11 protein-coding genes are annotated in these 20,316 nt (G+C 43.2%); all 11 read right to left on the bottom strand.

Annotated elements, in window-relative coordinates:
• Positions 1-14: 14 nt before the first annotated feature.
• From LPB86_RS14035 to LPB86_RS13985, 11 genes are read right to left on the bottom strand one after another with little or no spacing between them, the layout of a single operon-like run.
• Positions 15-2,534, bottom strand: coding sequence for an L-rhamnose mutarotase (locus tag LPB86_RS14035; protein WP_230644989.1), 2,520 nt, complete (start codon positions 2,532-2,534; stop codon positions 15-17).
• Positions 2,534-3,445, bottom strand: coding sequence for a sugar phosphate isomerase/epimerase (locus LPB86_RS14030; RefSeq protein ID WP_230644987.1), 912 nt, complete (start codon positions 3,443-3,445; stop codon positions 2,534-2,536). The genes LPB86_RS14035 and LPB86_RS14030 overlap by 1 nt, the downstream gene beginning before the upstream one ends.
• On the bottom strand, positions 3,445-4,848 hold the full coding sequence (locus tag LPB86_RS14025) for a DUF4974 domain-containing protein (RefSeq protein ID WP_230644985.1): 1,404 nt from the start codon (positions 4,846-4,848) through the stop codon (positions 3,445-3,447). Before LPB86_RS14025 ends, LPB86_RS14030 begins: the two co-directional genes overlap by 1 nt.
• Before the next feature lies 1 nt (position 4,849).
• Complete coding sequence (locus LPB86_RS14020; RefSeq protein WP_230644983.1) at positions 4,850-5,986, bottom strand: exo-alpha-sialidase; 1,137 nt, start codon at positions 5,984-5,986, stop codon at positions 4,850-4,852.
• Between the two features lie 8 nt (positions 5,987-5,994).
• Complete coding sequence (locus LPB86_RS14015) at positions 5,995-8,733, bottom strand: alpha-L-rhamnosidase (RefSeq protein ID WP_230644981.1); 2,739 nt, start codon at positions 8,731-8,733, stop codon at positions 5,995-5,997.
• Between the two features lie 29 nt (positions 8,734-8,762).
• Complete coding sequence (locus tag LPB86_RS14010; RefSeq protein WP_230644979.1) at positions 8,763-11,528, bottom strand: glycoside hydrolase family 2 TIM barrel-domain containing protein; 2,766 nt, start codon at positions 11,526-11,528, stop codon at positions 8,763-8,765.
• A complete protein-coding gene (locus LPB86_RS14005) occupies positions 11,528-12,979 on the bottom strand; it encodes a sialate O-acetylesterase (protein WP_230644977.1) in 1,452 nt (483 codons plus the stop codon). Before LPB86_RS14005 ends, LPB86_RS14010 begins: the two co-directional genes overlap by 1 nt.
• Before the next feature lie 11 nt (positions 12,980-12,990).
• On the bottom strand, positions 12,991-14,832 hold the full coding sequence (locus LPB86_RS14000) for an exo-alpha-sialidase (RefSeq protein WP_230644975.1): 1,842 nt from the start codon (positions 14,830-14,832) through the stop codon (positions 12,991-12,993).
• Positions 14,829-15,749 (bottom strand): glycoside hydrolase family 43 protein, encoded by a 921-nt coding sequence (locus LPB86_RS13995; protein ID WP_230644972.1) that lies wholly within the window; start codon positions 15,747-15,749, stop codon positions 14,829-14,831. The genes LPB86_RS14000 and LPB86_RS13995 overlap by 4 nt, the downstream gene beginning before the upstream one ends.
• A gap of 9 nt (positions 15,750-15,758) precedes the next feature.
• The gene (locus LPB86_RS13990; RefSeq protein WP_230644970.1) at positions 15,759-17,156 is read right to left on the bottom strand and encodes a glycoside hydrolase family 140 protein; all 1,398 of its coding nucleotides are present in this window, start codon (positions 17,154-17,156) and stop codon (positions 15,759-15,761) included.
• A gap of 5 nt (positions 17,157-17,161) precedes the next feature.
• On the bottom strand, positions 17,162-20,308 hold the full coding sequence (locus LPB86_RS13985) for a DUF6298 domain-containing protein (protein ID WP_230644968.1): 3,147 nt from the start codon (positions 20,306-20,308) through the stop codon (positions 17,162-17,164).
• Between the last annotated feature and the right edge of the window lie 8 nt (positions 20,309-20,316).

Genomic DNA, 20,316 nt, shown 5'->3' with positions numbered 1-20,316 from the left:
TTAATCCCTGCTCCTTAATTCTTATTAAAAAACACCCACACTTCACCGGCTTTAGTACCTTCAATTCCTTCCTGATATTTCTTCATCAAGGCATTCCATTCATCCACTCTTGGATTATTCAAAGTGGTGCGCGGATTTAATTCATCCAGGTTTGCACCTTTTGGAATACTGATCACCAGCACTAGCTGCCTGCCATTTTTAAAGATCAGCAAACGCTGAAAACTGGCATTGCAAAATCCCTGAGATAACTCCGGCCACTTCTCAAACTGCGTGGCATGGTAATCCAGGTATTCCTTTTGCATTTTTTCATCTTTAACAAGATTAGCACTTAAAATCACATGGTCCCATTCTTTAGCTGGCTCGAGACGACAGTTCTTCTGCCTGTTGAATTCATAAAATGGCTTGTCATAAACTTTCAGCACAGCCTCATTAAAAGCAGCTGCCAATTGCTGCTGCAAAAGCTTGGGGTCTTTCACTTCATTAAAAATCAACCAATGATTTTCCCACTGGTAGATTGCCGATGCCGGAATGCCATTTGCCAGGCAAATCTTTTCCAGTGATGCCCGGTCGGTAGCCTTTTTGTTCTTCAGTACCAGTTCAAATACCTTTGGTTTTTCTACTACAAGATGGTTAATAGACTGCCCGTCATTTTTATTCGAGCGGTATTTAGATAAACCGGCATAAACTGAAGGTAATCCTGCAGCATTTTTAATGCTATCAGCTACCATAGGCCCGTTATTTAACCATACATTTCCTGGCCCGTTTGCATTCTGCAAATTTTTCTCTTCTGGTGTCCAGTTATTTTTAACGGTGAAATAAGAAGAGCCTTCATCTGTATACAGGTAAAACCAATGCACTGGATCGTGCGGATAAGGTGCTTTGTAAATACTGTCCACAACGTTGTTACTGATCACAGAGCCAGGCTGTGCAGAAAGCGTATAAATCCCGGCCACATCATACATGTGTTTGCCGTAATGGTGGATTTTATTGCCATTTATAGTGTTGTTGCTCATCGCATTGTTGGTTTTTGTCCAACCCCAGCCCATACTGATGCCCGAGTAGGAAACCTCAGTCACCTCGTTATGGAGTATTTTGATGCCCTTCACATAACCTGCTCCAATACCAACTGCCCCCCAATCTTCATTGGTCACATCGGTAACCAGGTTGCCAACAATACTTTCGTTCGTACAAATCTCTCTGGAATCTGAAGGATGATAAGGTAAGTGAACCTCGGTCGCTTCATCAGAGAATGTACCTACCAAAATACCTGTTCCACCAATATCTTTAAACAGGTTTCCTTTGATCTCATTGTGCTGAGTACCAATTTTGTAATCCAATCCCGTAGAAGCATGGTGTTCAAAACGACAAGCTTCAAAGCCAGTATGCTGGGCATAGGATACCTCTACCGCAGCAGCAGGCCTACCAACCCAAGCTTGGTTTTCGAGTGTTTTTTTATCAGGAGTTCCTGGGATTTTTAATTTATAGGCATCCAGCATATACATGCCTGCCTGATGCGGAACATGCCCCTGCCTTGCCGGACGCAACCAGCTGGAATGCTGAAAGGAAATTCCCTTAAAGAATACGTAAGAAACCGGATGGTCTATGGTACCTTCAATTTTAACCAGGGTTTCTAAAACAGGGACAACCACATTTGCCGCCGCAAGCACTTCTTCTTTTCTTGGCCAATAATAGATTTTTCTGCTCTTAAGGTCTTCATACCATTCACCGGGTTGATCTAAAAACTGTATGGCATTACTCAAGTAAAATGCAGAGTTGCCAGCCTTTTTGGAGATGAAAGGCGCCGGCCAGGGATGCTCTGATTGTATGCGGCTTTCTGGCTGCATAAAATGCAATTCGGCCTCTTGTCCTTTTACTTCCACAGCTTTAATCCTTAGGTTTGCTATTGCCCACATCTGGTGGATCAGCATTTCCATTCCTTCTACATTTTTCAGGTCTTTGTCTTTTGGCAAAGGAATGCGACAAGTCTGTGCTACGGCATCCCAGGAAAGGATTCTATCCATTTTCCCCTCATTCCAGTCTCTGGCACGAGTGGCCTTTTTTCCGTTTACCCAAAGCTGCCTAAATTCCAATACGCTTCCTGCTGCTGTGGGTACATCTGAAACCCAAACCTTGCCTACGGCCGATTTTGGCAGCCCTTTGATGCTACCTTTTACTTTTTGCCAGTTCCCTATCCTCACACCGCCACTTAAAATTGCTTGCTGGCCTGAGATGTTGATAATTTGGGTAGGACTTTCTGCAGTACCAGAATCTTCAGGCCGCAGTACTATGGGTTCTTCCAGTTTATAAACTCCTGCCTCCACATAAATATTTATGCCCCCTTTTATAGAAGGGTCATTTAGGCGGCGCAATTCACGTGCTTTACGTATTGCAGGACCAAGGCTTGCGAAAGGCTGTTCTTTAGTACCGGCATTGCGGTCAGAACCTTTTAGCGATACAAATAGATCGGCAGCTTTTATGTCAGTGATGCCTGGTACAAAGATCAGCAGGAACAAAAAGAACCTAAGTAGTTTCATTAAAATGGATTTACAGGTTGAAAAATGGATTTTACATAAGCAGTATTGGCCGAATAATTTCGTTTTACATTTCTTGCGTCTGTAGCATCTCTTGAACGTTCTATCACCAGCCAACCTTTCCAGCCCATGTCATCCAGCGTATTTTTCACCTTTGCCATGTCAATCTTAGGATCATTCTGCAGCCATACCCCATCGTCATTTGTACAGTGGATCTGAACAATGTATTTCTTTCCTAAAATCCTTAATTCCTCACATAGGTCACGTCCATTTTTAATGGCATTGGAAAAGTTAAAATAACTCTTAATATTTTTTGAACCGATATCCTGCAACAATTTCAATTCGGCTTTGGCGTCAAGGGCTGTTTCGATGCCGATAACCACACCCGCCTTTTTGGCCATTTTACCGATCACTTTCATGCGTTCCACAATGGCAGGGCGCAATTCCGGGTTTTTAACCAAATCCCCTTGTACGCCCAAAGGTAAAAATGCAACCTTCACATTCATGGCTTTCATGGTATCAATACAGTCGCCCACCATCTGTTGATAGGTAGGCCGTGTAGCAAAAGATTGTGCGTAAAAACCAGTCATGGCCAGGGCACAAATCTCTATGTTAAGAGACTTGATCTGCTCCAGGTATTGCTGCCTGATGGCAGGATCTGCGAGTTTGTTCTCAAATGTATCCCGATTTCCCAATCCACCCATATCCAGTTCAATACCATTGGCACCAATTTCTTTACTCAAAGCCAATGCACTCAACTTTTGCCGTTTCAGCAGCATCAGATCAATTACACCTACCTTATAACGTTCCTGTACAACTGTCAAAGCCCATGAGGCCTGATTTGCCAGCACAAGGCCTCCTGTAAATAAGGCAAGTTTGCCCAGAAACTGGCGACGGTTTTCTATCTGTTCCATTAGAATTTTCTTGTTTTAAATACCTGCTCCAATTGTTCAAAACCATGTATTGCATTTGCAGGGAGTTTTTCACCTTTTTCTCCAAAAACATACATCGCTGGTTCTTTTTCAATCGTTACTTTACTTTCATCGTATTTTCCATCGGCACCTTTTACAGCTGCCGCAGCGAGTTTAAAATTTTTAATTAAAAAATCATACAAAGCAATGCGCTTGTTGGTACCAAAATCATGTCCTTCTTCCGGCAGGTGTACATTTTCTACCAGGGCTGTTTTGCCATAATATCCATACATTTTTTGAAGATAAGGGAAATCATGCTCCGGCATGTTTGCAGTCCAGTCTTTACCATCAGAAACCACAAGTTGCGGGTTTGGCGCGGCCATAGCCGCCAGTTCTACATTGTCTGTTGTACCGGCACAGAAATGAATGGGCATCCCACTTTCGCAAGGACAGCCACCGTAAAACCAGGAAGATAGGGAAACTACCGGTGCGCTTAACTTAATCCGGCTATCCATCGCAGCCATTAACACCGTATGACTTCCACCGCCTGATCCACCACTAATACCTACCCTTTGCGGGTCGGTTTCTTTCAATGTCAGCACGTAGTCTAAGATTCTGATCCCTCCAAGCGTTTGAATGGTTTGTGACAAACTTCTTCTGTGGTCTTCACTTTTAAATTGCAATAAGGACTCGCCCCAGGCAAAAAGATCATAGCTAAAAGCCATTCCTCCCATCCGTGCAATCATGGCACAACGGATCTGGCAATCGGCACGGTAACGTTGCTGCCCCCAATGTCCATCAGGACTAAGTACTACAGGTATCTTTCCTTTAAATTTTAAAGGCCGGTAAAGCGAACCATTGATGTATAGACCGGGCAATATTTCCAGTGCAATATTTTCAATGGTATAGCCGTCCATCGTCCTTCTGGCGGTAATGATTGGTTTTGAAACTGGTTTAGCCGGCAATGGCGATAATTGTAAGGCCTCATACAAACAAGGCTTAATGAGTGCTTTTCTTTTTTCCCAACTGGCCTGGTCATGGTATAAACTGGCAAGACTATCCAAAGTATCCCAGCCATCCTGTACCGCCCAGCGGTGGTACTCGTATTCCTTCAGCTTATAAACTTTGTCTTTTTCCTTGTTCACTTTCATGTCCAGGGGCATCAGAATATTGGTCAGGGTTTCATCCAGACTTGGCCTAAAACGCCAACCAGCATAGTTTACCCAACGATCTTTTACCTGGGGTTCTGAATATTTAATCTTGACGTTAAACCGTTTTTCTACTTCAGCAATCACGTCTTTTAATGGCTGCCTGTATTGATGATCTGTATCCTGCTGAGCGAAAACAGACATGCCCTGCAAAACCATCAGAAACGTAAAAACCAGATGGGCGGTTATTTTCTTCATCTTATTGCTCCTCATCTTTAGCATCCTTAATTACAGGTGCTGTATAGCCTTTCATTTTTGGCCAAATGCCGTTCTTGATCTTTTTAAGTTTTAATTTTGAGGGGTCTACCACCACATGTTTGATCTTTAACCTTCTCCAGGTATAGATAAAATGGAGCATTCCGTCTGAGGTCTGAATTACCGCAGGGTAAGAATACTGACTGATTGGAGAATCTTCCAGAATTAAAGCGGCCGACCAGTTGATGCCGTCTTTAGAAACCGAAACATTTAATGGGGTCCTTGGTCCTTTTGCCAGTTCACCGGGAGGCAATACATGATTGTAAACCAATACATGACGCCCATCTTTCATGGTTACGGCATCCGTACCGGAATTGTTATTGGGCAGGTTTGTTTTTTCCAATGGCGACCATGTTTCGCCGTTATCTGTCGACCATGAAGTAAGCAAAGCACGGTTTTTACTTCGGGCAAGCAACTGAAGTTTGCCTTTTCCATGATCTAATATACTTGGCTGAATGGCATCTAATCCATTTCCAGGAACGGGTCCTACTGTTCTCCATGTTTTAGCATTGTCTTTTGTCACCTCAAAATGTAGCGTCCAGCCTTTCCCTTCCTTACTTGAAGGAGCAAACAGGTTGCCGTTGCTCAGCAATACTGGTTTATTTTTTACAGGGCCAATATAACCATCGGGCAGTTTTTCTGCAGCCGACCAGCTGATGCCGCCGTCTTTTGAGGTACGTTTCATGCCCCACCATTCAGAAGGTTTAGGCCCAATTTTATAAAACAAGATCAAATCGCCACCGGGTACCTGGTACAATACCGGATTCCATGTTGGTAACCTTAAGCTGTCATTTTGTATGCCGTTGGCAACAGATACTGGTGCCAGCCATTTGCCGTCCACCTGTCGGCTCACGTAAATCTCCACATCAGGATGGCGTTCTTTTGTACCGCCAAAATAAGCCGCCACCAAACCTGTTGGGGTTTCTGCAATGGTTGCAGAATGACAGGAAGGAAAAGCTGCCTTTTCATATAAAAATTCATCTACCACAATTCCCGAACGCCATTTTTGGGATTGGGCTTTTAATCCGCTTGCAGTAAAAACAAGCATTAATGCTAGTATACTTAATTTTATCTTCTTCATAATTTGTATTACTGTTCTGCTACAAATGAATAGGTTCCCGATGCCAGTTCAAAAACAGCACGGTTACTTTCCATTTTTATAAATTTTATACCTTTTACCTCCATCGCTTTTTTCCCGCTTTCCTTTACTTTTAAAACCGATTTAGCCGGAATACGGATTGTAGCACTGGTGTTTGCAGGGATACTCATGTTCCATTTAAAAGCAGTGGCAGATTTTGTCCAGTTGCTTTTTATCACGCCATGAACGGAGTTATAGCTTGCATTTACTGCATCCAGTCCTTTAATCAGTTCGGGTTTCATTTCTATTTTTTTAAAACCCGGAGTTGCGGCTTTAATTCCAGCCAGGTTTTCATAATACCAAACCAGCAAATCGCCCAGCATCATCACATGGTTCTGTGAGTTCATTTTAGGGGCTGCAGTATTTCCGTTCCACAATTCCCATATGGCTGTAGCTCCGTTTTCAATCATATAACCCCATGAAGGATATGTTTTTTGGGTAGCAATCCGGTAAGCCAGGTCTGCCCGGCCATTTTCGGTTAGAGTACGCATCAGAAAATTTGTACCAATGATCCCCGTACTCAGGTGCCCATTATTTTTCTCTTCAATAATACTGCAGATTTGCTGTACTACTTTTGCCTTATTGGCCTCATCAACCATTTCAAAATAAAGGGGCAATAGGTTATCCGTTAATTTATTCTCTCCGTAAAATCCCTTTTCATTATAAAATTTAAGGTTAAAAGACTTTTTGAGTGCCGAAGCCAATGCGGTGTAAGCAGTACCATCCGCTTCATTGCCTGTAAGCGTACTATAACGGATCATCATGGTGGCAAGATGATGGTAATACGCAGTAGCAATTAAAGCACTTGGATGTTTTTGGTCTGCATTTACGCCCTTGCCATCCTCAGCTGTTACCGGGGGCTCGCACCAGTCACCATAACTGTCTTTAGTCATGATGCCTTCATTGTTCATGTATCTATCTTTCATGTAAGCCATCCATTTTTTTACAGCAGGATAGTTTTCTTGTATCACAGTGATATCGCCGGTTTGCTGGTACAGCATATCCGCCACAAACAGCAAGGTAGCCGGCCAGGTTACGTTATCGCTATAATATTTCCAGAAGGCAGGTGCCACATCGGGGATCGCCCCATCTTCTTTTTGAGCATAACGGATGTCGCTCAACCATTTTTTGTACAACGCAGTATTGTCAAACAGAAAGCTTTCCCCATAAGCACTAACGGTTCTGTCGCCCAACCAAGGCTGACGCTCATTCCGTTGTGGACAATCCACAGGCATTCCTTTATAGTTAGAAGCAATGCCCCACCAGGAATTTTTAAAGATCTGGTTAAGTAAGGCATTGGAAGATTCAAATGTTCCTGCTGTTTTCAGGTCGTCGTACACCAGGCATCCGGTAAAATCGCTTTTTTGAGGAATTCCGGGATAGCCAATCAGTTCTACGTAACGGAAACCATGGTAGGTAAATCTTGGTGCCCAGGTTTCGGTTCCAGCTCCACGCAGCGTGTAGGTATCCGTAGCTTTTGCATCCCGAAGGTTTGTCCTAAACAAGTCGCCACTTTTTTCCAACGATTCTGCAAACTGTAAAGAAACTGTAGTTCCTTTAGCTCCCTTAACATTAAATTTTACCCAGCCGGCAAAGTTTTGCCCAAAATCCAGGATGTAGTTTCCGTTTGGTCTTTTGGTGATGGCCACGGGGCTAATGTTTTTCATCACTTTCATGCCCTGGTTCATCTGCGCTTCATAAGTTCCACCCGGCTCCTGCACATATTCTGCTTTTAACCATTCCTTGTCCTTAAAATCAGGCTGGTCCCATCCTTTAAATTCTTTTCGGGCATCGTATTTTTCGCCATCATATTCATTGTTGGCTAAAATTGGGCCCTCTGCCGTACATTTCCAGCTTTCATCTGTTTTTATAGATGCGGTAGAGCCATCGGTGTATTTAATCACCAGCTGCACCAGTAATTTTGGGAAGCCAAATGTTTTAATCTTATAAGGCTTGGCTTGTCGCATGGCAAAAAAACGTCCATTTCCCAACACTATACCTATAGCATGCTTGCCCTGTTTAAGCTGTGCTGTAACGTCCAGTGTATTGTATTTGATATTTTTGGTGTAATCTGTGGGTGCAGGTGCTAAAACCTGATCTCCTATTTTTTCTCCATCGATGTAAAGTTCATACAAACCCATGCCCATAATGTAAGCAGTGGCCGATGCTACAGTTTTATCGGTTGAAAACTCCTTTCTAAAATAACGTGCAGATAAACGACCTTCAGCCTCATTGTCGGAAGGGAAAAAGCGGTCAAAACCAATCCATCTGCCTTCCCAGTCTTTGTAATGCAGTAAGCCCATGGACCAAAAAGCAGCAGCGCTCCATTCGCTATCGCCCTGGCTAGTATAAACTTTTACCTTCCAGTAATATTTATTTTTACTTTTTAATCCCGGACCAGTATAGGTGTTATAAATAGATTCAGCTGATTTTACCTTTCCAGAGTTCCAAACATCGGCATCTTTTTCGTTCAGCTTATCCATACATGAAGCAACCAGAACCTGGTAAGCGGTTTGTTTCAGGTCCCGTTGTCCTGAAGTAATTTCCCAGCTTAAACGCGGCTGAAGGACATCAATTCCCAAAGGATTTTGCAGCAGTTCACAGCGCAGGTTTTGCAGCGATACCTGTGCAAAAACACCGTTAAGGCTGAGCATTAAAATCGCTGTTAAGAGGTACTGTTTAAACTTCATCTGGCTAGAATTATCCTTCAATTTACGAATTATTTACTTACTGAGAAATCAAAATAGAGTGTAATGTCTAATGCCCTTGCCGGTTCCTTCTCATAATCATAAAAAATATTCTTCATAGACATTGGCCCTGTCCTGTCGGCACGCTGTGTTTTGGTCCCTATTGCCGAAATCCCCTGCATAAACGATATGTCGCCAGAAGGAAAAAGAGGTTCGTAATTGTGCCACTGGTCGGTTTTATAGGCCGGGGTAAAAAGCCTCAAAAACAGATCTTCATTTTCTGTGATTACGGTAAAAGGCTGGTCTTTTGTAATGAACTTACACCAGTACAGATTGGAATGATAACCTTTAAATTCCGGGTAAACCCATGCCTCCCCTGTCTCTGTTGCATTATAGTCTTTTTTCCATACGCCAAACTGGTTGCCCTTTAAACGGTTTTTCCAAACCCGCTGAGGGCCATTACCCATATATTCTACCCCTTTCATCTGATCTTCCGGAAAGGAGAAGTTCAGTCCCGCAAAATTTGTCAGGTATTCTGCAGGAAAATATTTCACATTCAGCTTTACCATTCCTGATGGATAGATTGTCCACTGTAAAGTATTATAAGCTTCCTTTCTATCAAATGCAGATTCAATGATCAGGTTGCTGCCTGCCATACGGTGTTTGATGTTCCTGAAATTCGTTGCTCCTTCCTGAACGATCGGACCATTGGTAAAAGGAATAACACCTTTTTCATTTCGAACTTCGCGAAGGATGCCCGTTTTTTTACTAAAGCTTACGGAAATGCCGTTTGAAATTGCTGTATAAAGGGAATCTTTTTCCTGAATCTTTACTACAGTGCTCCCTTCTTTTTTGACCTTAAGCAATGCTTCTGTTTTTGGAAGCGTAATCGGAAAGCTCCAGGTAAACAATTCTTTGCCACGCAGGTCTGTAGCAGTTACATACAATACATCGTAAGCGCTCCAGTTTGCAGGAAGCGACACCTTCAATTTACCCTTTTCAAGTGGTTTTACATCTGGCGAACTGGCTGTTCCTCTGATCTCTTCTTTATTATGAAGGTTTAGCAATTTCCAGTCAAAGCGACAAGTGCTCAGGTTAGCAAAATGGTAACGGTTTTCTATGTTAAAGACGCCATCAAACGCTGTTGTCATTTCTGTATGCTCAAAAAACACAGGGCTCCAAATTTCTTTGATGGCAAAAAAGCTGCCCTCCTTTTCATGGTACGGACCTACAATACCATCTGCACCCCGGTTTCCATCGGCATCAATGATATTGTTTTTATCTGTACGTACTACACCCTGATCTGCAAAATCCCAAAGAAAACCACCGGCAGAAAGCGGGTTCGACAACATGTCGTTCCAATAGTCTTCCAGACCGGCACCATGCCCACCATCAAACATCCCATGCAAAAACTCCGTTGGCATCACAATGCTGTGGCCATGTCTGTAATTGGCTATCCCATAATTGTACTCACGGTAGTGCTGGGTATCAAAGCCATTAAAATCTTCCCATGGGTGAATCAAAGGGCGTTTTTGCAAATCTTCTTCTGCAAATAAATGATCCAGTTCGCGATTGTGTCCACCTTCATTCCCGTTAGCCCAAAAAATAATAGAAGGGTGGTTCTGGTCGTTTCTCATCATCTCTTGAACCAGTTTGGTACCGGTTGGGGTGTCGTAATTTCCGTGCCAGCCCGCAAGTTCGTCCATGACATATAAACCCAGGGAATCACAGACCTCAAGGAAATGACCATCAGGTGGGTAATGTGACATGCGAACGGCATTCATGTTCATTTCCTTGATCAGCTCTACATCTTCTATGCTATTGGTTTTACTGAGTGTCCTGCCGGATGCCGGACGGAATGAATGCCTGTTTACACCCTTAAATTTAATTTTAACGCCATTTACATACACGCCATCTCGTGGTTTAACTACTATGGTCCTAAAACCTATTTTCCTGGATAAGGTATGCAGAGCTTTATTTTTTTGATAAAGGGTAAAGGTTGCGGTATAGAGGTTCGGAAATTCTGAAGACCACAACTGTGGCGCTTCAAATGAACCGGAAACATTGGCTACCCTTGCCCCTTTTTTAATCGAATTGCTGAGCGCTGCGCCATACTTTTTGCCATCGGCAGTATATAACTGTACCGTTAAACGATCTGCATTTCCAGCAAGGTAGGCTTCTGCTGTGAACTGTCCATCTGCTTTTGCGTCAAGGGAAAGCCTTTCTATATTTGATGCAGGTAAAGCCTCCAGGTAAACCGGTCTGAAAATACCACCAAACAACCAGAAATCAGCTTTACGCTCTGCTTCATTGACAGATTTATTGGCCGAATGTTTGGCCACTTTTACTTCCAGCAGGTTAGCCGAACCGTATTTTAATAACTTACTGATGTCGTATCGGAATACATAAAATGCACCCTGATGAATTGCACCTGCCAATTTACCGTTGATTTTCACTTCGGTATCAGTCATGGATCCTTCAAAAACGATATTGATCTTTTGCTCTTTCCATTCGGCTGGAACCTGGAAATTGTGTTTGTACAAGCCCAGCTCTTTACCCCTTACACTGTCCTTTGAAAATCCATAATCATATTTGCCAAAACGCTGTAATTCCCAGTTTGACGGAACTGGAATGGTAGACCATTTTCCTGAATTCATGCCTGCCGTACAGAAAAAATCCCAGTTAACGGTATGGTCATTTCCGGTGCCCGACAAATACATTTTACGGGTTTGCTGCGCGTTTGCGGAAGCAAGGATCAGCAGTTGAATAAAAAAGATAAGGATCGGTCTAAGCTTCATTAATTAAGGTTATACGGTTTATACTGGTTGATTAGCGGATTATTGGTTCTAAAAGGCATTGCAGGCAAGCCTGTTGTATTGTATAAATTAGATGTCTTAGATTCAGACCATCCAAAACGCAGGTTAACTGCTTTTTTAAGGCCTTTAGACGACACGAGGATTTTCTGTCCTTTGGTTACAGCCTTAGCAGGCATAAATTTACCATTTGCAGCCGCAAGTTCAAAACCCGATAAGGCTTTACCATCTTCTGCTACGAGTCCCTCGCCTACATGGTCAAAGGTAATTTCGGCAGTTCCATTTTTAAATTTTACACTTTTATACATTGGCCCGGAATACACTATAGGTTTCTGGTATGTTTTTGCCAACGCCCAATTGGCCAGCCTGCGGCCTATTACCCATTTGTAATTAGGATGCAGGTCGTCATTGTAATCGTTCAGATCTGTAGTTACAATCATTCCTGTATTGGGCAAACGCATAATTTGTGCCTGTGCTTCCCAAAATTCAGGTTCGGTATTTTCATCTAAAACCACCTTATTTTTAGTGGCCGAATAGTTAAACGGTGCTATCTGCACATAGTAAAAAGGCATCTCCTGATCTTTCCATGCTGTTCTCCAACTGTTGATCAGTGCATCCATTTTATAAGTATAACTGATGTTTTCTTTTAAAAAGCAATTGGTTTCTCCCTGATACCATAAAAATCCACGGATGGCCAGTGGTGTTAAGGGTTCAATCATTGGGGTATAAAACTTTCCGGGATCGTTACCTGTCTTTTTGTCCTGAAAGTAACCGGCTGCTAATCGCTCTTTAGGGATCCAGGGCTCAATGGCGCTGCCGCTTACCGCTGAGGAGATCATGCCGATCGGTACGCCCAACTGTGCCTGCAGCTCTTTTGCAAAGAAGTAACCAGCAGCAGAAAAAGCCCGCAAAGCAGAGTCTTCTGCTATGCTCCAGCTTTTATGGATGGAATCTGGCTTGGCCAATTCTTTCCTGTTTACCAGGAAAATCCTGATCAAAGGGTTATGTGCTTTTTCAACTTCGTCTATAGGTGCCCCAAGCTTGGGATTTAAAGGTTTTTTTACTTTAACCAGCTTGCGCATTTGATATTCCATGTTGGATTGTCCGGAGCAAAGCCAAACCTCACCTACAAGGATGTTAGACAGCAAAATTTCATTGCTTCCTTTAATGGTCATGGTTGCGGGGACAGCATTGGTTTTTAGGGGATCCAGCAGTACCTTCCATTTACCTGAAGCATTTGTAACGGTTTGTTTCATCTGACCAGCAAAACTTACACTAACAGGCTCACCTGCTGCACCAAATCCCCAGATGGTCACTGGCTTATCGCGTTGCAGTACCATATTGCTTGACAAGACCTGAGGCAATAAAATCCTGGCATCAACTTTTACCGCAAGGGCCAAAATTAAAACCAGGAAAAAATATCTTTTAAAGTTCATTCCAATACAAATTAAAAGGTCCGTGTTTTGAGCGATTTGATATAATAAATGGCCTCTTTAACTGGCGTTCCCGGATCTTTTAAATCAAAGTTTTGATCTGTAGGCGTATCTACGTCAGGAAAACGACGCAAATCTCCCGTTCTGAATACCACCCTTTCAAAAGCAGAAACTGGAACAAACATCAATCTTGGTCCTTTGTCTTCACCATTTATATTAAGGTTGTACATTCTTTTGTTCATGTCTAGTTCAACCTTAATGTTATAGGTTTTTCCAGCTTCATATTTCATGATTCCAGAATCTCGGTAGCCTACCTTCGCCCTCAGCTCTCCATCGGCACCAAAAATCAACCTTGCGGCAGCTGTTCCCTTGGCGTCCTGAAATTCTACCTGCAATGAGCCTGTATTGTTTTGAGCAGGAATTACGATAAACTCAGCGATTAGTTTTCTTGCTGCCGGAACCACCCTTTCTGCTTTGGCAAAATCATAAGGGTCTTTATCACGTAAAGTCAATGCTTTTGTACCGTCTGCTGCCTGTTCTATTTTTACAGAGGCCCAAAGCGGACTAAAAGTATTCCATAATTTTAGTTCTTCCCCTGCAGGGAGGCTATTGAATACCTCATTTGCCTGCCCCGCAATTTTAACGGTAACTGGCACCGGTACTTTAGCTACCCAAATGTCCTCTTTGTTCATGCTGTAGGTAAGCCACATGTTTCCATCTGCAGGTTTACCATCTGTTTCAGGAATACCCCTGATGTATTGCGGACCGTAAGATTTGTAATTACCACCGTAACGCATTTGCGAAATTTCTCCGTTAACCAGTAAAAGGTCTTTATAATTCAGGCCATCATCACTGGTAGAAACAGCTAATGGCCAGCGAAACTCCGAAGGATTGTATACCGTTGCAAAACGTCCATCCGAGGTTTTCTGACCCCAGATTTTAGCATTGCTGTTCACAAATCCAGGAGCCCTTAATGGACTGTAGTCCCAATTTTTACCACCATCTTTACTAATAGAGGTTAGGGCGTGTTTCCATAAACCAACCACCCTGCCATCGTTTAAATGGTAATAGCTAAATGCTTTTACGGGTCTGTTTAATGGAATTAAAGGATCATTGCGGTCAGATTCTTCCACCATTTGCTGCATCATCAGCGGACTGGCCAAAATTTCATTACAAGCAGCCACAAATCCCTTGTCTTTACTTTTCGTATAAAATGGGTATTCGGCATGCTTCATGTCCCAGCTTGAATTGGGCCTTAAAAAATAGATAGCTCCGTAAGTGCCATCTTTTTTTAGCTCTCTGATCACACGTCCTATTCCCTTTCCATCGTTAGGATCGTCGGTTTTATCCATGGCTATTCCGTAATAAGCCAGTGCGAATAAACGGCCTGCTTTGGAAACAAAAAATCCTACGCGCTGGTGCATCGTAGCATATAAATCTTTAGCAACTCCTTCTACACCTTCCTTTTTCCATCCGTCAGGAATTTTATAGGGCGGAAAAATGATGGCTGGTTTAGACCAGTTGTAACCGTCTTTAGATGTCTGAAGTAAAGTTCTGCTTGGCGGAATATGTTCACCAACAGGATCACTTAAGTACTCCAGGTAGAAAGTATTGTTCCAATAGGCCAGCATAGGCGCATGGTTATATGTCCAATTCAATCCATCGGCCAATTCAGGATGCTCCCTGTTGGCACGAAATACCTGAATGTTGTGAACACCCACCGCCGGGGCAAGCTGACCGTGATGGTAGTCGGCATTTACAATGGTAGTACCAGTGTAACGTACGGTATCCTGTGCTTGTGTAGTTTGTACCCATACGGCCAGCAGAGGTACTATACAAATCTTTAGTATCTTCATTTAATAAGCTCTTTAATCACACTTCTTTTAACTTTTACTATGGTACCATGTTTATGCCCTTCGGGTATAACCGTCTCTGAAGAAACGTCGGTAAAAGTTTTAAAATCTCTTGTTTTCATGGCGGCATAACGCTTTTCACCATAGGCATCATAATAAATCAGCCAATCTTTTCCAGCTTTAACTACAGTTGGGCCTTCGGTAAGTTTACCCGAAAATGGTGCAGAAACTCCAGTATATGGGCCTAACGCCTTGTTGCCGAAAGCAACCTTTATATTCCTGTTTGGACGGGTATTGTCTTTCAACACCAGTACATAATCGTCCTTCGCTTTTTTTAGGATTACAGCATCGATGACGCTAAACCCGGGATCAAGAAAAAGCTGTGCCTTGCTAAAGGTTTTAAAATCCTTGGTAGTTACCGCATACATCCTGTGGTTATTGTCTTCCTCTTCTACACCTTTTTCAAAACGGAAGGGCACTGTAGAGGCCCAGATGATGATGTATTGTTTCAGGTCCGCATCGTAAAATAGTTCTGGGGCCCAAACATTTACCGTGGTAGGCTCATGCTCCATTACGGGTATAAATTGCTGTGGCGACCAATGGATCAGGTCTTTAGAACTCGCATAGCCAAAACCTTTGTCGCCTTTCCAGCTACAGGTCCATACCAAATGAAAAACACCATCTGGCCCCTGAACCATAGATGGATCGCGCATCACTTTCTGCTGACCGATCTCCGGCTTTAAAAAGGTTTTTCCCAGATCTGTCCATTTATAGGCATCGTTACTGTACATCAAACGCAAACCTTCATTGGCAGGTTCGTGAAATGAGGTAAATACATAGCCCTTTTTAGCACATGAGCTAAAAAACAGCAATACCAAACAGCCGAGGTAAATTACAGAACGTGATCTTTTTAAGTTCATAGCTGTAGCCTATATTTTATCCAGGATCAACACCCAGTCGTTACCATTTTGTTCTGTTCCCGGAGGATCGAAATCGTGTGTTCCTTTGTTGTCTATTTCTCCAGCTGCTGTAATTTTGCCGTCTCTTGGATTAAACCAGGATGCTTTAACTTTTTCTCCTTCAATTTTACCCATGTTCAGACTGATATTCCTGCCTGTATAAGTATAGATGAAGAGGTAGTCTTTGCCTCTTGTGGCGATTAACCTGTTGTATTTTTCGCCATTGGTACCCGCAATTATCGACTGGTCTGGCACACGCTCAAAATACGGGCGCGACAGCATCAGGGTTTTTAAATGAATCATTTGTCCCGCACCTTTTGCATTTAACGCAACATCCCAGGTCTCTTTGGGCCCGTATGAGCTCTTTTTATCACCTTTGTGGTACATTTGCATCACCGCATTGTCTCCATAGGTGTAACCAAATCCGCCTGCAAATACTGACCAATAGCCATATCTTCTCACATCGTTGTCATTCCAGCGTACCTCTGTGGTATCGTGTAATCCTTGTGGAATCCCTTCGTAAGATGGTTCGCCGTCAATTGCGGGTTTAACAGGCGTTAATTTATAATCTGCTTCGATGAACTTCCAGTTGTCTTCGCCATGGTGCCACTTTTCTTTAGCGGTAGTGTCCTGATCGTAACGACGGTGACCAGACTGGGCCATGTTAAAATCCAACCAGCTGCTGTTGTGAAACCAGTCTGTAGAACTTGTCCTCCCCCTTGGGTGGAATGTCATCAGGTGACCGGGATCATTTTTCTTAATGGTGCTTCCGATCGTATTCCAAACTTCCATCCCTTCTGTACCTCTAATGTCGCCACCATTTAGCCAAATGATGTTCTTACGATTTTTATACCTTTCGGCAAGAAAAACAGCATACTTTTCTGCTTGTGCAGGGCTTACTTTTCCATCTTTAACGTTTGTACCCCAAACAGGCACCATAGCCATGTACAATCCTTTTTCCGCAGCTTTATCTACGATGTAATCTACATGATCCCAAAAATCATATTGCACAGAGTCCGAGTACAGGCTTCCTTTAGTCGTATCGGGCATGGACACATCGCTATTCCTGATGGATGAATCACCATATACATTTACAGATGGTACGGTATGCAGTACCATAACCTGTATCACATTGAAGCCTTTATTTTTTCGGTCTTCTAAATATTGATTGGCTTCTTCCCGAGTGGTTTTATTGAACAATAACCAGCCAGTATCGCCTAACCAGAAAAAAGGTTCGCCATCAGCCGTCATCAAATACCTGCCATTTGCAGAAACTTTTAAGTCTTGCAGACCCGATACTTCTTTTTTGGCCGTACAGCTAAGTATGGCCATGGAGATGATTACAAATAAAAGAATCCTGTTGTACATTGTTTTTAAATTTTATGGATGAAGATCATTTCATCACCTGAAGATAATTTTTTAAATTTCGATTCTGAACCACCTTTGATTCGTTCTTCATTGCTAAAGGCTCCGGTACGAGTATTTAACCTTTGTACTTTAAAATTGCCGGAGACTTTTGTGAGGTCTAAACTAACGGCTACGTCAGTTGTATTGTAAATGACATAGGTTTTGCCTTCTTCTGCCCTTGCGTATTGCCCTGCAGGTTTGCCTTTTAGTTCAAAAGATTTTAATGCGGACGCTACTTTTGCCAATGCGCTGTTAAAAGTTGAAATATCAGGCAAAGAACCTCCAGCCATAAATACCGCCCAACCATAGGCATCGTAATTGTCGCCATTATACAACACGGCTTTTTCAGGAAACCGGCTTCTATATTCTGACACGGCACGGTACACCTGCTCAAAAGAAGTCTTTTTAGGTTTTAGTAAACGTGCATGTTGGCGTGGCGCAAGATTTTGACCGCCTTTTGGCGCGTAAGCAGAGCCATCTGCCTGGTAATGCCAATATCGGATGTCAATGAGGTCAATTACAGAGGCCCTCTCTTTATCTGCGAGGATTTGATCCTGTACATCTTTCGTTACGCTCAATCCAATAACCGGATGTTTACCTGTTTCATTTTCCCATTCTTTAATCACATCTATCCAAAACTGAACAAAATGAAGCGGGCCGGTAAATTCGGCACCAATTAATTGGATGACACCATTGTTGTTTGAAAAATTGTCCAGGCATTTACGGATATAAGCGCGGTGCAGGGCACGGCGTGCAGGGTTGCTAACATCGTAAAACTGCTCTGCCATGAAGATCCGTTTATCACCTGCATAGGGAACAGGTTCCGGAAAACCAGTTGTATTAATATTGTTGGCAGAACGCCATGGGAAGTCGGCGTAATGTGCCCCGGCTTCTATGATGTTGTGCTGAAAATAATTTTGGTGAATGAGTACCAATCCTTTTTGATCTGCAAGGTTTGCAAATTGTTTAAGGCGGTCCCAGTACCAGAGGTTATATTTAGAAAGGTCATATTTACTCAATCCATCCCAGGCTCTATCCTGTCCGCTGCGTGCAAATGGCAATTCGTAAAATGGTGGCCATACTTCGCCATCCATTCTCCGGATGCGTTCGTGGTCATCACGGCGACGGTCGTACCATAAACCATAATTATGGTCTAATATTTTTACTGTCCCCATTTGCATGGAATCGGTAATATCCTCAAGATCATCAGTTAGTCCGGCACCAGTTTTACCGGGTACAAAACGCGTAATGTGCGACTTTGCTTTACCTGCACCATATGGCCTGGCCGTACCGTTCCACCAGGGCACTTCTTGACGGTCTCCAGTGATTAAGGTATTTCCCCTTAAAAGTAAACCATCTTTAATGGACATCGTGCCCGCCAATGTTAGGGGTTTAACTTTTGGAACCCCAACCTGGTCTATGGTTTTAATACCATTTGCAGCCAAAGGAAGTGGATTACGTGTTGCTGCTTCGTCAATGAAATCGCTCAGCTGTATAGCAGGTTTAACAGAGAGCAGCGTTAATTTTTGAGCAACATCTACGGGTGGGCTGCTGGAAGCTTCAGTTTCTACAGGTAGCAAAATCGCCCTTGCATCTACCTGCTCACCCAGACGGTCTTTTAATTGTGCATAATATAAACTTCGGGGCTGAATTTGCTCATTAGACATGTCCCAGTACCCTTCACCAGCAAATTGCGCCCAGCTGCCGAAGGCCCAGTTTTGAGCAGTTGGCGGACGGTCACATTCTATGATAGCAGCGGTACATTGCCAAAACACACTGTTTGCAGCAGCCCATCCGGCACCCTGACCATCCTGTGCACGGTTAGAAAAGCGTAATGCCTGTCCGTCTACATTTACAATGTCAAAAAGTACACCTGACGCCCAACTGTCTGTTGCGCCGCTAAAACTGTAAGGCAGGTAAGCCTGACATTGCACAAAGGCATTAGGGCCTGGAGCACAAAAGCCAACTGCGAAATCGTGGTAACCATATTCTGAATATAAACGCTGAAAAAGTGTTTGCTGACCAGCGGTAAAAAAAGTGTACCTACGCTCGCCACCAATTTCGGAAACCGGATTTAAAGATTTACAATCTTCTACGGTAATCCTGCTGGCACTCTCCTGAACATTGACTACAGAACCTGCAAAGTGCTCAAATACAACCTGGCGTACCCAGGCATCCTGCACATTTTGTAAAGATATGCCAGTCCAGCGGTGGTATTCGTCTTTAGGGTTTTTAGCATCAAAGTCAGACTTGATGCTCATATTCTCTACACCGGACTGCTGAATGCGGCCATTCCAGGTATATTTTTGAACGGTTCCTCCGCCATAGGTGGTATCTAAAGCCGTAGTTAACGGCGCATCCAACGTGAGTACAGAACCATTTACACTGAGGACTTTCCTGTCCCAGTAAATTTCACGCTGTCCGGCTTTCCAGCCCAGAGAAGTAATGCCTCCGCCAAAATGTTCATTTTTAAGGTCGGCAATCCAGTTTACGGTAGAGGGACGGTGAATACTGATCTGGTCTCCAACTTTAAAGCCATTTGCATTAGCTACAGTAAGTTTTGACGCATTGACAGGAACATAAGTATCTTTAATGGCAACGGCTTCAGCTTTCAACTGATCAGCCTTCCCTGAAATGATGATGACACCCATCCTATCGAGGCCATCAGCAAAGAGTACGGTGCCATCTTTCCCTGCACCACTACCTCTCAATACTACACCGGAAGCATTCATTTTTAAAGAGCCTGAAACCTGATAGCTTCCTTTTTCAAGCAGGACTGCTCCCCTTAAACCGTCTTTTCCTTTAGGCAAAGTGGCTACATAATTTAAAGCGGCCTGAATCCTGTAAGTGGCATCCCCTGTTTTTAGCGGAACAACTACTTTTACTACAGCTGCCGGAATAGCCTCGTCACCACCTTTGTATCCGCAATAGGAAAAATCCGGAATCCGGTTACCTTTCTCATCAGGTGTGTAGGCAAGTTTGCCATCCTTAGCTTTAAAAATTGGTTTTGGCGGTTCTACCACCTTTTTCTTTTGGGCAAAAACAGGTATGGCGTTTATACAAAGTAAAACGCCAAGCCACAAAAGCAGTATTTTGATTTTATTTACCACCATTAAATTTC

It is taken from the genome of Pedobacter sp. MC2016-14 (genome assembly GCF_020991475.1).
In the GTDB taxonomy this organism is placed as follows: domain Bacteria; phylum Bacteroidota; class Bacteroidia; order Sphingobacteriales; family Sphingobacteriaceae; genus Pedobacter.
The sequence above is the reverse complement of the archived record's forward strand: the minus strand, read 5'-3'. Positions and strand labels throughout refer to the sequence as shown.

What these genes read in the sequence shown, in the direction of transcription:
- LPB86_RS13985 (WP_230644968.1), bottom strand. Translation starts at nt 20,308, where the DNA reads ATGGTGGTAAATAAAATCAAAATACTGCTTTTGTGGCTTGGCGTTTTA.
- LPB86_RS14025 (WP_230644985.1), bottom strand. Translation starts at nt 4,848, where the DNA reads ATGAAGAAAATAACCGCCCATCTGGTTTTTACGTTTCTGATGGTTTTG.
- LPB86_RS14035 (WP_230644989.1), bottom strand. Translation starts at nt 2,534, where the DNA reads ATGAAACTACTTAGGTTCTTTTTGTTCCTGCTGATCTTTGTACCAGGC.
- LPB86_RS14005 (WP_230644977.1), bottom strand. Translation starts at nt 12,979, where the DNA reads ATGAACTTTAAAAGATATTTTTTCCTGGTTTTAATTTTGGCCCTTGCG.
- LPB86_RS13990 (WP_230644970.1), bottom strand. Translation starts at nt 17,156, where the DNA reads ATGTACAACAGGATTCTTTTATTTGTAATCATCTCCATGGCCATACTT.
- LPB86_RS14030 (WP_230644987.1), bottom strand. Translation starts at nt 3,445, where the DNA reads ATGGAACAGATAGAAAACCGTCGCCAGTTTCTGGGCAAACTTGCCTTA.
- LPB86_RS14020 (WP_230644983.1), bottom strand. Translation starts at nt 5,986, where the DNA reads ATGAAGAAGATAAAATTAAGTATACTAGCATTAATGCTTGTTTTTACT.
- LPB86_RS14000 (WP_230644975.1), bottom strand. Translation starts at nt 14,832, where the DNA reads ATGAAGATACTAAAGATTTGTATAGTACCTCTGCTGGCCGTATGGGTA.
- LPB86_RS13995 (WP_230644972.1), bottom strand. Translation starts at nt 15,749, where the DNA reads ATGAACTTAAAAAGATCACGTTCTGTAATTTACCTCGGCTGTTTGGTA.
- LPB86_RS14010 (WP_230644979.1), bottom strand. Translation starts at nt 11,528, where the DNA reads ATGAAGCTTAGACCGATCCTTATCTTTTTTATTCAACTGCTGATCCTT.
- LPB86_RS14015 (WP_230644981.1), bottom strand. Translation starts at nt 8,733, where the DNA reads ATGAAGTTTAAACAGTACCTCTTAACAGCGATTTTAATGCTCAGCCTT.